This window comes from Micromonospora sp. I033, assembly GCF_053890995.1.
This window is the reverse complement of the sequence record NZ_JBSSLX010000054.1, coordinates 20,368-32,098: the sequence shown is the minus strand read 5'-3', so window position 1 is coordinate 32,098 and position 11,731 is coordinate 20,368. Positions and strand designations below refer to the sequence as shown.

The following is an 11,731-nucleotide window of genomic DNA, read 5'->3' as shown; positions in this document are numbered from 1 at the left end:
GGGTTGGCGATCATGGGGTTCGGTGGTGGGGCGATGGTGGCCTCTCCCCTGTCCCGCCAGTTGCTGTCGTTCTACGACCCGGGGTACGACCCGGCGAACGCGGGCTCGACGGCGTCGGGCAGCGCGCTGGTGTGGCTGTTCCTGACGTTGGGCGTCGGCTACTTCGTGATCATGATGTTCGGGGTGTTCAACGTGCGGGTGCCGGCGGCGGACTGGCGGCCGGCGGGGTTCGACCCGGCGCGGGTGGCGGCGAAGCCGCTGGTGACCACGGCGAACGTGTCGGCGGCGAACGCGGTGAAGACCCGGTCGTTCTGGCTGCTGTGGGTGGTGCTGTTCTGCAACGTGACGGCGGGCATCGGGATCCTGGAGCAGGCGAGCCCGATGATCCAGGACTTCTTCCGGGACAACGGCACCTCGGCGGTGTCGGTGGCGGCGGCCGGCGGGTTCGTGGGCCTGTTGTCGCTGTTCAACATGGCCGGCCGGTTCGTGTGGTCGTCGACGTCGGACGTGATCGGCCGCAAGCCGATCTACCTGCTGTACCTGGGTGTGGGCATGGCGCTGTACGTGCTGCTGGCCCTGTTCGGGCAGACGGCGACGGCGCTGTTCGTGCTGCTGGCGTGCGTGATCCTGTCGTTCTACGGCGGCGGGTTCGCCACCGTGCCGGCGTACCTGCGGGACCTGTTCGGCACGTTCGAGGTGGGCGCGATCCACGGCCGGTTGCTGACGGCGTGGTCGGCGGCCGGGGTGGCCGGCCCGCTGATCGTGAACGCGTTTTTGGACGCGCAGGGCAAGCCGGGCACGTTGACGGCGGCGGCGTACCGGCCGGCGTTGTTCACGATGGTCGGCGTGCTGGCGGTCGGTTTCGTGGCGAACCTGTTGATCCGGCCGGTGCCGGAGCGGTTCCACGAGCCGGCGTCGGGTCGGGACGGTGTCGAGGGTGCGCAGCCGGTGGCGGCGGAGAGGAGCGGGTCGTGAACGAGCGGGTCGGTGGCGGGCAGCGGGTCCGTCTGGTGGTGTCGTGGGTGGTGGTGTCGGCGCTGCTGGGTTACGGGGTGGTGCAGACGGTGATCACGGCGGCGAAGTTGTTCACCCACTAGCGGGCGGCGGCCCGGGGGGCACGATCGCACCCCCGGGCCGCCGCCGGGTCAGAGGCCGCCGGCGATGCGCAGGACGGCGCCGGTGGTGTAGGTGGCGTCGGGGCCGAGGAGGAAGGCGATGGCGCCGGCGACCTCGTCGGGTTCACCGGCGCGGCCCAGGGGGATGCGGCCGGCCGCGGTGTCGGGGCGGTCCGGTGCGCCGGACAGGGCGTGGATGTCGGTGCGGATGATGCCGGGGGCCACGGCGTTGACCCGGATGCCCTGGGGGGCGAGTTCCTTGGCGAGGCCGACGGTGAGGGTGTCGGTGGCGGCCTTGACCGCGGCGTAGTGGATGTATTCGCCGGGGCTGCCGAGGGTGGCGGCGGCCGAGGAGACGTTGACGATGGCGCCGCCGCGGGTCATCCGGCGGGCGGCCTGCTGGGCGCAGAGGACGTAGCCGACGAGGTTGACGTCGACGACCTGGCGCAGGTCGTCGACGCGCAGGTCGGCGAAGGGCCCGATCGGGCTGGTGATGCCGGCGTTGTTGACCAGGCCGGTGAGCGGGCCCAGGTCGGCGGCGGCGTCGAAGAGGCGCCGCACCTGGCCGGGATCGGTGGTGTCGGCGGCGACGGCGACGCCGCGGCGGCCGGCGGCCTGCACGTCGGCGAGGACGGCGTCGGCGGCGGCGTGGTCGCTGCGGTAGCCGATGACGACGTCGTGGCCGGCGGCGGCGAGGCGGCGGGCGGTGGCGGCGCCGATGCCGCGCCCCCCGCCGGTGATGATGGTGACGGAGGTCAATGTCCTCTCCCCTGCCCTGGTGGTGGCGCCGACGTTACCGTGATCGTCGCGGGACCCGGATGGAGAGGACGGTCACACATGACGCGGGCGTTGGTGCTGGGTGGCGGTGGGGTGACCGGGGTGGCCTGGGAGTTGGGGCTGCTGGCCGGGCTGGCGGCGCGGGGGGTGGACCTGACCGGCGCGGAGCTGGTGGTGGGCACCTCGGCGGGTTCGGTGGTGGGCGCGCAGGTGTGCGCGGGCACGCCGGTCGAGGAGCTGTACGCGGCGCAGTTGCGCCCGGCTCGGCACGAGGTCGCGGCCCGGCTGGGCGTGGGTGTGCTGGCCCGCTGGGCGTGGGCGGGCGCCCGCGGTCGGGACGAGGTGCGGGCGCGGGCCCGGGTCGGTGCGATGGCCCTGGCGGCGCGTACCCCGACGGAGGAGTCGCGGCGGGCGGTCATCGCGGCGCGGTTGCCGGTGGCGCAGTGGCCGGCGCGGCGGCTGCTGGTGACCGCGGTGGACGCGGCCTCCGGCGAGTTCGTGGTCTTCGACGCCGGCTCGCAGGTGGCGCTGGTGGACGCGGTGGGGGCCAGTTGCGCGGTGCCGGGGGTGTGGCCGCCGGTGACCATCGGCGGCCGGCGGTTCGTCGACGGTGGGGTGCGCTCGGCGGTGAACGCGGACCTCGCGGCGGGCGCGCAGCGGGGGGGGGTGCCGGCGCCGACGCGCGCCCGGTTCGGGGCGATGCCGCGGCTGTCGGCGCCGGTGGCGGGGCTGGAGTCGGCGGGCGCGCGGGTGGCGGTGGTGTCGCCGGACCGGGCGGCGCGGGCGGCGATCGGGCGCAACGTGCTGGATCCGGCGCGGCGGGCGGCGTCGGCGCGGGCCGGGTTCGCGCAGGCGGCCGCGGTGGCCGAGGAGGTGGCGGCCGTCTGGCTGGCCGGGGGTTGATCTTCCGGGTGTCGGTGTGGGCTGGTATCAAGGCAGGCATCAGACACGTGTACGGAAGAGGGCTGTGATGGCGGGCCAGGGTTTGTCCACTGACGAGGTACAGGGCATCCGGGAGGCGCTGGCGGCCGGCCGCAAGCCCAAGGTGGTGTTCACGGCGGCGGCCGGGCAGATGGCGGGCCAGCTCGGGCAGGTGGTCGAGCTGACCGACCCCGAGGTGTCCGAGGAGTTCGTGGTGGTGCGGTTCGGCCGCGACGAGCTGCCGTTCTCCCCCGGTGACGTGGCCATCGCGCCGAAGGGGGCCGGGCGGCGGCCGGCGGAGCCGAAGCCGGAACCGCCGGTCGAGGCGGCGCCGCCGGCGCCGGAGTTCGTGTTGGACGCGCCGCCGGTGCCGGCGCCGCGGCGGGAGGAGCCGAGGGTGGAGCAGCAGGCGGAGCCGAAGCCGGCGCGGCGGGCCGTGAAGGCGGTCAAGCCGAAGAGCCCGGCCGGGTTGACGGTGACGCTGGCCTACGCCGAGGGCGAGTGGACGGTCGCGGCGCAGCAGGGTGCGAAGGCCCTCGCCAAGCCGTACGTGGTGAAGCCGGCGGAGGCGCTGCGGATGGTCGCGCTGGTGGACGTGCCCGGGGTGCAGGAGGCGGTGGAGCAGATCCTGGCCGCCGAGCGGGCCGAGGCGGAGCAGCAGGCGGAGAAGCTGCGCGCGGAGCTGGCCGAGATCGAGGCCCGGCTGGCGGAGCTGCGCGAGGCCCGCTGAGCCCCGGCGCGCGCCCCGGCCGGAAAACGGCTCGGCCGGGGCGCCGCGGTCTGCTAGCGTTCCGCCGCGTCCTCGACGGGACCGGAGGGAGGTGAGCGCCATGGCACGCACGGCTGTCCTGCGCTCCCACCCGGCCACGAGGACGCCGGGTTCCTGAACCGGGGAGCGCACCGCTTCCTGGAAGGACCCTCATGACCGATCTGGTCATCCGCCCGCTCGTCGCGGGCGAGGAACAGCTCTTCGATTCCCTTCCCGACCCGGGGCTGGTCGGGCGGGCACTGCTCGGCGAGACGTACGCCGGCGGCGGCTTCCGCCCGGAGTGGACCTGGGTGGCCCTGCGCGACGGGGTGGTGGTCGCCCGGGCGGCCTGGTGGGCCGGGCCGGACGACCCGGCGCCGCTGGCGCTGGACTGGTTCGACTTCACCGACGCGCGGGCGGCGGTCGAGCTGCTGCGCACGGCGCCGCTGCGCGCCGAGTACTCGATCCTGCTCCCCCACGGCTGGCGGGACGATCCCGTGGTCCGCGCCCAGGCGCAGGCCCGCATCGACGCCGCGACGGCGGCCGGCATGCGGGTGCTGGTCGAGCGGTACCGCTACCGGTGGACGCCCGGGTGCGGCCTGCCGGCCCGGCCGGGGCGGCTGGAGTTCCGGCCCGAGCCGGACGACGCGGTGATCCTGGACGCGCTGTGCCGCATCGGCGAGGGCAGCCTGGACGCCCACTTCCGGGCCGCGGCCGCCGCGCACGGCCCGCTCGCGGCGGCGCGGGAGGACCTGGACCTGCTGCACTGGATGCCCAGCCCGCGGGACTGGTGGCGGATGGCGTTCACCCCCGGCGGCGAGCCGGCCGGGCTGGTCGTGCCGGCCCGCAACCCGACCGACCACGTGGTGGGGTTCGTCGGCGTGCTGCCCGGGCAGCGCGGCCACGGCTACGCCTACGACCTGCTCGTCGAGGCCACCCACCTGCTGGTCGAGGCGGGCGCCGAGGCCATCGTGGCCGCCACCGACCAGGGCAACGCGCCGATGGCGGCGACCTTCGCCCGGGCCGGCTACCCGGTCGAGTGGGAACGCGTCGACCTGGTCTGAACGTCCCCGTGGTCGGCCCGCCGCCTGCGGCGGGTCGGCCACCGGGAGCGCAGCCCTAGGCTGCCCCGGTGGGTTACTGGGGCACGGTGGTGGTGGCGCGGCCGGACGGCCTGCTGGTCGACCAGGACGGCATCGGCGGGTTCGGATACCAGCACCGGTGGCTGCGGGAGTTGGGCGACGGCTGGCAGATGCTGGAGACCAGCGGATGGAACGACCCGCCGGACCTGCTCGCCCCGGCCGGGACGCTCGCGACCTCGACGGGGCGGCCTGTCTTCGCCGCCTACGTCAGCGACGGCGACTGCGCGGTGATGGCGACGGCGACGCCGGACCAGGTGGGATCGCTGACCCACCTGTGGGACACCGACGGGCCGTGCGGGGTGTACCGGCACCAGCTGCGTGGGATGCCGGAACCGGTCGGACGAACCGCTGAGGAGGTGGTCGCCGAACTGGTGGCGTGGTCGACGGCGGCCGGGCTTCGGGCGGACGCGGCACGGCTGCGCGCGGTGCTGGGGCACGAGCATCCGGTCGCCGCGGACGACCTGCTGTTCGCACTGGTGAAGGCGCTGGGGGTGGCGCGGATCGGCCGGACCCGCCCGTGGGCGGTGCCGCTGGAGCAGAACCCGTTCGCGTCGGTCACGGACATCCTGGCGAGGCGGGCCCGGGCGGAGGCGACGTACCGGCAGGCGACGGTCGAGGACGGTGACGAGCCCGACGAGCCGGAGGCGCCCTGGGAGGCGGCGGCGATCCGGCTGGACGAGGAGCTGTGGGCGTCGCTGTACCGGCCGGAGGTGGACGTGGCCGAACTGGCACGGCAGGCGCAACGGCTGCGGGCGGAGTACGACGTGGCCCGGGGCCGGCAACCCCGGGCGCCCGACGGCCCTCTAGGCCCGGAGCATCCATGGAACTCCGGCCGCGTGTGGGCGGACGCCCGGGCGACGGACTGACGGTCCCCTCCCCTGGAACGCCCCGCGGGGCCGGTGCGACCCCCTCGCACCGGCCCCGCGCCACCCGCGCCCGCAGGCTCGTCAGTGTTGCGGGATGTTCTGTACCCCGATGCGCCGGCGGAACACCCAGTAGGTCCAACCCTGGTAGAGCAGCACGATCGGGGTGAACACCACGGCCACCCAGGTCATGATCTTCAGGGTGTAGGGGGTGGAGGCGGCGTTGCTCGCGGTCAGCGTGCCGGCGGCGTCCAGGGTGGACGGCAGCACGTTCGGGAACAGCGCGGCGAACAGGGTGGCCACGGCCAGGGCGATGGCCACTGCGGTGCCGGTGAACGCCCAGCCCTCCCGGCGTACCCGGGCGGCGGCGAGACCGGCGAGCAGGGCGAGGGCCGCGCCGACGGCGAGCACGACGGCGGCCGCGCTGGAGCGGATGGTCAGCGTCCAGGCCAGGAAGGCCACCGCCACGACGGCGGTGCCGGCGCCGACCTTCACGGCCAGCGCGGCGGACCGCTCCCGGATGTCGCCGGTGGTCTTCAGGGCGATGAACACCGCGCCGTGGGTGAGGAACAGGCCCAGGGTGGTCACCCCGCCGAGCAGGGCGTACGGGTTGAGCAGGTCGAGCAGGCCGCCGGCGTACTCGTGGTCGGCGGTCAGCGGCACACCGCGGAGGATGTTGGCGAAGGCGACGCCCCACAGGATCGCCGGCAGCAGCGAGCCGACGAAGATGGCCTGGTCCCAGCGGCGCTTCCAGGACGCTTCGGGGCGCTTGTGCCGGTACTCGAAGGCCACCCCACGGGCGATCAGCGCGAGCAGGATCAGCAGCAGCGGCAGGTAGAAGCCGGAGAAGAGGGTGGCGTACCACTCGGGAAAGGCGGCGAACATGGCGCCGCCGGCGGTGATCAGCCAGACCTCGTTGCCGTCCCAGACCGGGCCGATGGTGTTGATCAGGACGCGGCGTTCCCGGTCGTCGCGGCCGAGCACGGGCAGCAGCATGCCCACGCCGAAGTCGAAGCCTTCGAGGATGAAGTAGCCGGTGAAGAGCACGGCGACGAGGAGAAACCAGACGGTCGTCAGTTCCACGGTGGGCTCCGGGGGTCAGTAGGCGAACGCCAGCGGGCGCTCGGCGTCGTCGGTGTCGTCGTCCGCGGCGGGCTGCGGGGTGACGTCGGGTACGCCGGCGCGGGCGTAGCGGACCAGCAGCTTGAACTCGATCACCGCGAGGGTGGCGTAGATGAGGGTGAAGGCGGTGAACGAGGTGAGCACCTCGGTCAGCGAGACGCTGCGGGACACGCCGTCGCGGGTGAGCATCTCGCCGAAGACGATCCACGGCTGGCGGCCCATCTCGGTGAAGATCCAGCCGAAGGAGTTGGCCAGCAGCGGCAGCACCGGCATGACCAGCCCGGCGCGCAGCAGCCAGCGGCTCGACGGGGTGCGGCCCTTGCGCTGGGTCCAGAGGACGATCAGGGCGATCGCGGCGGCGGCCAGGCCGAGGGCGATCATGAACCGGAAGCTCCAGTAGGTGACCGGGATGATCGGGGTGTAGCTGCCGGCGCCGTACTGGGCGGCGTACTGGGCCTGGAGGTCGTTGATGCCGTGCACGGTGCCGTTCGGGTCGCCGGTGCCGAGGTAGGACAGCAGGTACGGGATCTTGAGGGCGAAGATCTCGCGGCTGCCGTCGAGGCTGCCGACGGTGAGCACGGAGAACGAGGCGGGGCTCTCGGTGGTGTAGAGGCCCTCGGCGGCGGCCATCTTCATCGGCTGGACCTGGGTCATGATCTTGCCCTGGATGTCGCCGGTGAACAGCACCAGCGCCGCGGCGACCAGCACCACCCAGGAGCCGAACTTCGTGGCGAACCGGTAGGCGTCGGTGTCGGCGCTGTCCCGGTTGCGGATGACGTGCCACAGCCCCACGGCCACGATGAGCGACCCGGCGACCAGGAACGCGCCGGCCAGGGTGTGCGGGAAGGTGATGAGGGCGACCTTGTTGGTGAGCACGGCGACGAAGTCGGTCAGTTCGGCGCGCCCGGTCTCCGGGTTGATCCGGTAGCCGACCGGGTTCTGCATGAACGAGTTCGCGGCGAGGATGAAGTACGCGGACAGGTTGGTGCCGATCGCCGCGACCCAGATGGCGGCCAGGTGCAGCCGCTTGGGCAGCCGGTCCCAGCCGAAGATCCACAGGCCGATGAAGGTGGACTCCAGGAAGAACGCCACCAACGCCTCGATCGCGAGCGGGGCGCCGAAGATGTCGCCGACGAAGCGCGAGTAGTCGCTCCAGTTCATGCCGAACTGGAACTCCTGGACGATGCCGGTGACCACCCCCATCGCGAAGTTGATGAGGAAGAGCTTGCCGTAGAACTTGGTGAGCTTGAGGTACCGCTCCTTGCCGGTGCGGTGCCACATCGTCTGGAGGATGGCCACCAGCACGGACAGGCCGATGGTCAAGGGCACGAAGAGAAAGTGGTAGACGGTGGTGACACCGAACTGCCAGCGGGCGACGTCCAACGCGTCCACCTGAAACCCCCAGCTGTGCATACTACGAGACGTAGTAAATACTACTCGGCGTCGTAGAAGAATGGGCAGGGCCGCAGGGCCCGAACCGGCCCGGGACCAATGACCCTGATCACCTCTCCGGCCGGCCGGGGATCGGGTCTCCGGCTCACCCCGGCGCGTGCGACCATCCAGCACTGATGGACACCCCGATCACCCACTGGCGGGCGCCCCTGCTCTGGCGCGCCGCGCAACTGGCCGCCCGCGGCCTCGTCGGCCTGGTCGGCCGGCTCGAGGTCAGCGGCGACGTGCCGGACGAGTGGCGCCACGGGCCGCTGGTCCTGGCCGCCAACCACATCAGCCCCTTCGACCCCGTGGTGCTCACCGCGGCCTGCCAGGTCCGCGGCGTCCACCCGCGGATCATGGCCACCGGCGGGCTGTTCCGCGCCCCGGTGATCGGGTCGCTGATGCGCCGGGCCGGGCACATCCGCGTCGACCGCGGCACCAGCCGCGTGCACCACTCCCTGGAGATCGCCGCCGGCGCGGTGTCCCGCGGCTCGGTGGTGCTGGTCTACCCGGAGGGGCGCATCGGCCTGGACCCGGGCATGTGGCCCGAGCGGGGCAAGACCGGCGCGGCCCGGCTCGCCTTCGCCGCCGGCGCCCCGGTGGTCCCGGTCGCCCAGTGGGGCTCCCACGAGGTGCTGCCCTACCGGGCGCCCAAGGGCATGGTGCGCGGCCTGGCCCGCGCGGTGTGGCGCCGGCCGGTCATCCGGGTGCACTTCGGCGCCCCGGTTCTGCTGCGTGACCTGCACCCCGGAACCCCCGGCGTCGCCCGGCGGGCCACCGACCGGATCATCGACGCGATCACCGACGACCTGGCGCCGCTGCGCCCCGACGAGCCGGACCGGCCCCGCCACGTCGACCCGGGTCGCCCGGTCGACACCAGCCGGGCGCACCGCCGCCGGTTGGCCGGGTGACCCGCATCCCGCGCCGCCCGGACCGGGTCCACCGGCCCACCGACGCCGAGCTGCTGGAGCTGCTGCGCCACGAGGGCTACCGGACCGACCGGAGCTGATGCCGCCGATTTCGCCGCCGCGCCCGCCCCGACGGTGAGACCGTGGCGGCAGGAGGCACCCGTGAGCGCACCCACCGTGCTGATCACCGGCACGTCCACCGGCATCGGCCTGGAGACCGCCGTGGGCGCGGCCCGCGCCGGCTGGCGCACCGTCGCCACCCTGCGCGACCCCGCCCGTGCCGACCGGCTGCGCGCCACCGCCGACGCCGCCGGGGTCGGCGACCTGCTGGAGGTACGCCAGCTCGACGTGGTCGACCAGGCCGCGGCGGCCGCCTGTGTGGCCGAGGTGGTGGCCCGCCACGGCCGGCTCGACGCGGTGATCAACAACGCCGGCGCCGGGCACGTCGGCACCCTGGAACAGGAGACCGTTGACGCCGTGCGGGCGGTCATGGAGGTCAACTTCTTCGGCGTGCTGCACGTCACCCGGGCCGCCCTGCCACACCTGCGCGCCACCCGGGGACGGCTGATCACCGTCACCAGCGTCGGCGGGGTGGTCGGGCAGCCGTTCAGCGAGGCGTACTGCGCGGCGAAGTTCGCCGTCGAGGGATTCATGGAGAGCCTCGCCCCGGTCGCCGCCACCGTCGGGGTCAGCGTCACCGTGGTCGAGCCGGGCGCGGTGGCCAGCGAGTTCGTCGCCAACGTCGGCCTCGACCGCGAGGCCGCGGTCGCCGCCGCCGGTGTCTACGGGCCGGCGCTGCGCGCGTACCTGGACCGCAGCGCCACCGCGTTCGCGGCCGCGCAGTCGCCCGCGGACGCCGCCGCGGCGGTGGTGGCGACGCTTGTCGACCCGGAGCCCGCGCCCCGGGTGCAGACCTCCCCCGCCGCCCGGCAGTTCGTCGGGGTCAAGCTGGCCGACCCCGACGGGCTCGGGGTGACCGCGCTGACCGCCGGCTGGGTGCGCTGAGGGTCAGCGCCCGGCGCCCAGCCGGGCGTCCAGGGCGGCCAGGTCGGGCACGAACCAGACGTGGTCGTGGCGGTTGGACTCGGCCACCAGGGCGCGCAGCGCGCCGCTGGCCGCCAGGTGCGCGGAGATGTCGCCGACGACGACCAGCCGAAGCCGGTAGTTGACGAACTTCTGCATGACCTCCCCGGCGAAGCGGGTGCCCAGGGCGAAGAAGCTCGGGTCGAGCCGGCCGGCGGGCACGGCGACCACCTCGGCGCCGCCGAAGGCCGCGCCGCCGATCAGGTCCAGGGCCGCCTCGGTGGTGGCCACCGGCGGGCCGGCCGGGTCGCAGACCAGCACCGACACCCCGGCCCGCTGCTCCAGCACGTCAGCCATGGTCGGCCTCCTTCCGGGCGAGCAGGTCGTTGTCGCCGGTCAGCACGGCGTCGACCAGGTGCAGCAGGTCGGCGGTGGCGGCGGCGTCGCCCAGGATCACGATCTTCATGCGGTGGCGTTCCTCGTCGTGGACGGTCTGCACGCGCAGCGGGCGCGCGGGATCGTGGTGGGTGTTGACGCCGGCCAGCACCAGCGTGGCGAGGCGGTCGGCCGCGGCCCGGTCGACGCCGTCGACCTGCACGATGCTCGACACCTCCAGCGCCGGAGCGCCGGCGGCCGGTGCGGGCCGGCCGGTCAGCGCGTCCACGTCGGCGCGGGCGATGCGGTACTGCTTGCCGATCCGCACGGCGCGCAGCCGGCCGGCGCGGATGTAACCGCGCACGGTGCGCACGTGCAGCCCGAGCAACTCCGCGACCTGCTCCACCGAGTACATGTCATTCCCCATCGCTCCCCATCATAGGCGCTACGGGGAACGATGGGGAAGTTCGTTGCGGCGACGCCGGCCGGTCACCCGGACGCCACCCGGGCGCGGCATACTTCCGGCGTGCACCCCCGTCACGGCTACCTCGACGCCCCCGCGCCGCTGGCCTTCGCCCACCGCGGCGGCGCGGCCGACGGTGACGAGAACACCGCCGCCGCGTTCGCCCGTGCCATCGCCCTGGGCTACCGGTACGTGGAGACCGACGTGCACGCCACCGCCGACGGCGTGCCGGTGATCTTCCACGACGCCACCCTGCGGCGGGTCACCGGCGAGCAGGGCCGCATCGCCGACCTCCGCTGGGCGGACCTGGCCTCGGTGCGCGTCGGGGGCGCCGCCGTGGTGCCACGCCTGGACGAGGTCCTCGGCGCCTGGCCCGAGGTCCGGTTCAACGTCGACGTCAAGGCCGACGGGGGCGTCGTGCCGACCGTCGACACGGTCACCCGGGCCGGCGCGGGCGACCGGGTGCTGCTCGCCTCGTTCAGCGACGCCCGGCTGGCCCGGCTGCGCGCCCTGGCCGGGTCGAAGGTCGCCACCAGCCTCGGGATGCGCGGGGTGGCCCGGCTGCGGATGGCCTCCCTGCACGGACGGCCGCTGCGGCTGCCCCCGTCGGTGGTCGCCGCCCAGGTCCCCGTCCGGTACGGGCGCCTGCCCGTGGTCGACCGGCGGTTCCTCGACTACTGCCACCGGCTCGGGTTGCAGGTGCACGTCTGGACGATCGACGAACCCGCCGAAATGCACGACTTACTTGATCTTGGTGTGGATGGCATCATGACCGATCACGTCGGCGTGCTGCGCGACGTCTACCGCAGCCGCGGCCACTGGGCCGCCTGAACCCCGAGG

General features: G+C 74.2%; 14 protein-coding genes. 9 read left to right on the top strand and 5 right to left on the bottom strand.

The window, feature by feature from the left end; translation table 11 throughout:
* Positions 1 to 975, top strand: a 975-nt coding sequence (locus tag ACW0Q9_RS12270; protein ID WP_456180689.1) for an MFS transporter, incomplete at its 5' end; no start/stop codon positions are given.
* Positions 972 to 1,097, top strand: a complete 126-nt coding sequence (locus ACW0Q9_RS12265; protein ID WP_456180687.1) for an MFS transporter small subunit — start codon at positions 972 to 974, stop codon at positions 1,095 to 1,097. The genes ACW0Q9_RS12270 and ACW0Q9_RS12265, both read left to right, overlap by 4 nt.
* Positions 1,098 to 1,145: 48 nt before the next feature.
* Here ACW0Q9_RS12265 and ACW0Q9_RS12260 read toward each other — a convergent pair whose 3' ends face one another.
* Complete coding sequence (locus ACW0Q9_RS12260; protein ID WP_456180685.1) at positions 1,146 to 1,874, bottom strand: SDR family oxidoreductase; 729 nt, start codon at positions 1,872 to 1,874, stop codon at positions 1,146 to 1,148.
* A 78-nt stretch (positions 1,875 to 1,952) separates the two neighbouring features.
* Between ACW0Q9_RS12260 and ACW0Q9_RS12255 the strand changes: the two genes are divergently transcribed.
* From ACW0Q9_RS12255 to ACW0Q9_RS12240, 4 genes are all read left to right on the top strand, one after another.
* Positions 1,953 to 2,795 carry a patatin-like phospholipase family protein gene (locus tag ACW0Q9_RS12255; protein WP_456180683.1) on the top strand — a complete coding sequence of 281 codons (843 nt, stop codon included), beginning with the start codon at positions 1,953 to 1,955 and terminating at the stop codon, positions 2,793 to 2,795.
* Positions 2,796 to 2,862: 67 nt separating this feature from the next.
* Entirely contained in the window at positions 2,863 to 3,543 is a 681-nt protein-coding gene (locus ACW0Q9_RS12250; RefSeq protein WP_456180681.1) for a hypothetical protein, read from the top strand.
* A 191-nt stretch (positions 3,544 to 3,734) separates the two neighbouring features.
* On the top strand, positions 3,735 to 4,625 hold the full coding sequence (locus ACW0Q9_RS12245; RefSeq protein ID WP_456180679.1) for a GNAT family N-acetyltransferase: 891 nt from the start codon (positions 3,735 to 3,737) through the stop codon (positions 4,623 to 4,625).
* 68 nt (positions 4,626 to 4,693) lie between these two features.
* A complete protein-coding gene (locus ACW0Q9_RS12240; RefSeq protein ID WP_456180677.1) occupies positions 4,694 to 5,569 on the top strand; it encodes a hypothetical protein in 876 nt (291 codons plus the stop codon).
* Between the two features lie 81 nt (positions 5,570 to 5,650).
* Here ACW0Q9_RS12240 and cydB read toward each other — a convergent pair whose 3' ends face one another.
* Positions 5,651 to 6,649, bottom strand: a complete 999-nt coding sequence (cydB, locus tag ACW0Q9_RS12235) for a cytochrome d ubiquinol oxidase subunit II (RefSeq protein ID WP_456180675.1) — start codon at positions 6,647 to 6,649, stop codon at positions 5,651 to 5,653.
* A gap of 15 nt (positions 6,650 to 6,664) precedes the next feature.
* Positions 6,665 to 8,080 (bottom strand): cytochrome ubiquinol oxidase subunit I, encoded by a 1,416-nt coding sequence (locus ACW0Q9_RS12230; protein ID WP_456180673.1) that lies wholly within the window; start codon positions 8,078 to 8,080, stop codon positions 6,665 to 6,667.
* A 176-nt stretch (positions 8,081 to 8,256) separates the two neighbouring features.
* On the opposite strand from ACW0Q9_RS12230, the gene ACW0Q9_RS12225 reads away from it, so the two are divergent.
* Both ACW0Q9_RS12225 and ACW0Q9_RS12220 read left to right on the top strand, forming a co-directional pair.
* Complete coding sequence (locus tag ACW0Q9_RS12225; protein ID WP_456180671.1) at positions 8,257 to 9,033, top strand: lysophospholipid acyltransferase family protein; 777 nt, start codon at positions 8,257 to 8,259, stop codon at positions 9,031 to 9,033.
* A gap of 159 nt (positions 9,034 to 9,192) precedes the next feature.
* Positions 9,193 to 10,035 carry an SDR family NAD(P)-dependent oxidoreductase gene (locus ACW0Q9_RS12220; RefSeq protein WP_456180669.1) on the top strand — a complete coding sequence of 281 codons (843 nt, stop codon included), beginning with the start codon at positions 9,193 to 9,195 and terminating at the stop codon, positions 10,033 to 10,035.
* Between the two features lie 3 nt (positions 10,036 to 10,038).
* On the opposite strand, the gene ACW0Q9_RS12215 is transcribed toward ACW0Q9_RS12220, so the two are convergent.
* Together ACW0Q9_RS12215 and ACW0Q9_RS12210 are read right to left on the bottom strand one after the other, a co-directional pair.
* Positions 10,039 to 10,410, bottom strand: a complete 372-nt coding sequence (locus ACW0Q9_RS12215) for a DUF4180 domain-containing protein (protein WP_456180667.1) — start codon at positions 10,408 to 10,410, stop codon at positions 10,039 to 10,041.
* A complete protein-coding gene (locus ACW0Q9_RS12210) occupies positions 10,403 to 10,855 on the bottom strand; it encodes a helix-turn-helix domain-containing protein (protein WP_456180665.1) in 453 nt (150 codons plus the stop codon). Before ACW0Q9_RS12210 ends, ACW0Q9_RS12215 begins: the two co-directional genes overlap by 8 nt.
* Positions 10,856 to 10,954: 99 nt before the next feature.
* Between ACW0Q9_RS12210 and ACW0Q9_RS12205 the strand changes: the two genes are divergently transcribed.
* Positions 10,955 to 11,722: a glycerophosphodiester phosphodiesterase family protein gene (locus ACW0Q9_RS12205; RefSeq protein ID WP_456180663.1), complete on the top strand. Its 768-nt coding sequence runs from the start codon at positions 10,955 to 10,957 to the stop codon at positions 11,720 to 11,722.
* Positions 11,723 to 11,731 lie beyond the last annotated feature (9 nt).

What these genes read in the sequence shown, in the direction of transcription:
- ACW0Q9_RS12215 (WP_456180667.1), bottom strand. Translation starts at nt 10,410, where the DNA reads ATGGCTGACGTGCTGGAGCAGCGGGCCGGGGTGTCGGTGCTGGTCTGC.
- ACW0Q9_RS12210 (WP_456180665.1), bottom strand. Translation starts at nt 10,855, where the DNA reads ATGGGGAATGACATGTACTCGGTGGAGCAGGTCGCGGAGTTGCTCGGG.
- ACW0Q9_RS12225 (WP_456180671.1), top strand. Translation starts at nt 8,257, where the DNA reads ATGGACACCCCGATCACCCACTGGCGGGCGCCCCTGCTCTGGCGCGCC.
- ACW0Q9_RS12245 (WP_456180679.1), top strand. Translation starts at nt 3,735, where the DNA reads ATGACCGATCTGGTCATCCGCCCGCTCGTCGCGGGCGAGGAACAGCTC.
- ACW0Q9_RS12255 (WP_456180683.1), top strand. Translation starts at nt 1,953, where the DNA reads ATGACGCGGGCGTTGGTGCTGGGTGGCGGTGGGGTGACCGGGGTGGCC.
- ACW0Q9_RS12250 (WP_456180681.1), top strand. Translation starts at nt 2,863, where the DNA reads ATGGCGGGCCAGGGTTTGTCCACTGACGAGGTACAGGGCATCCGGGAG.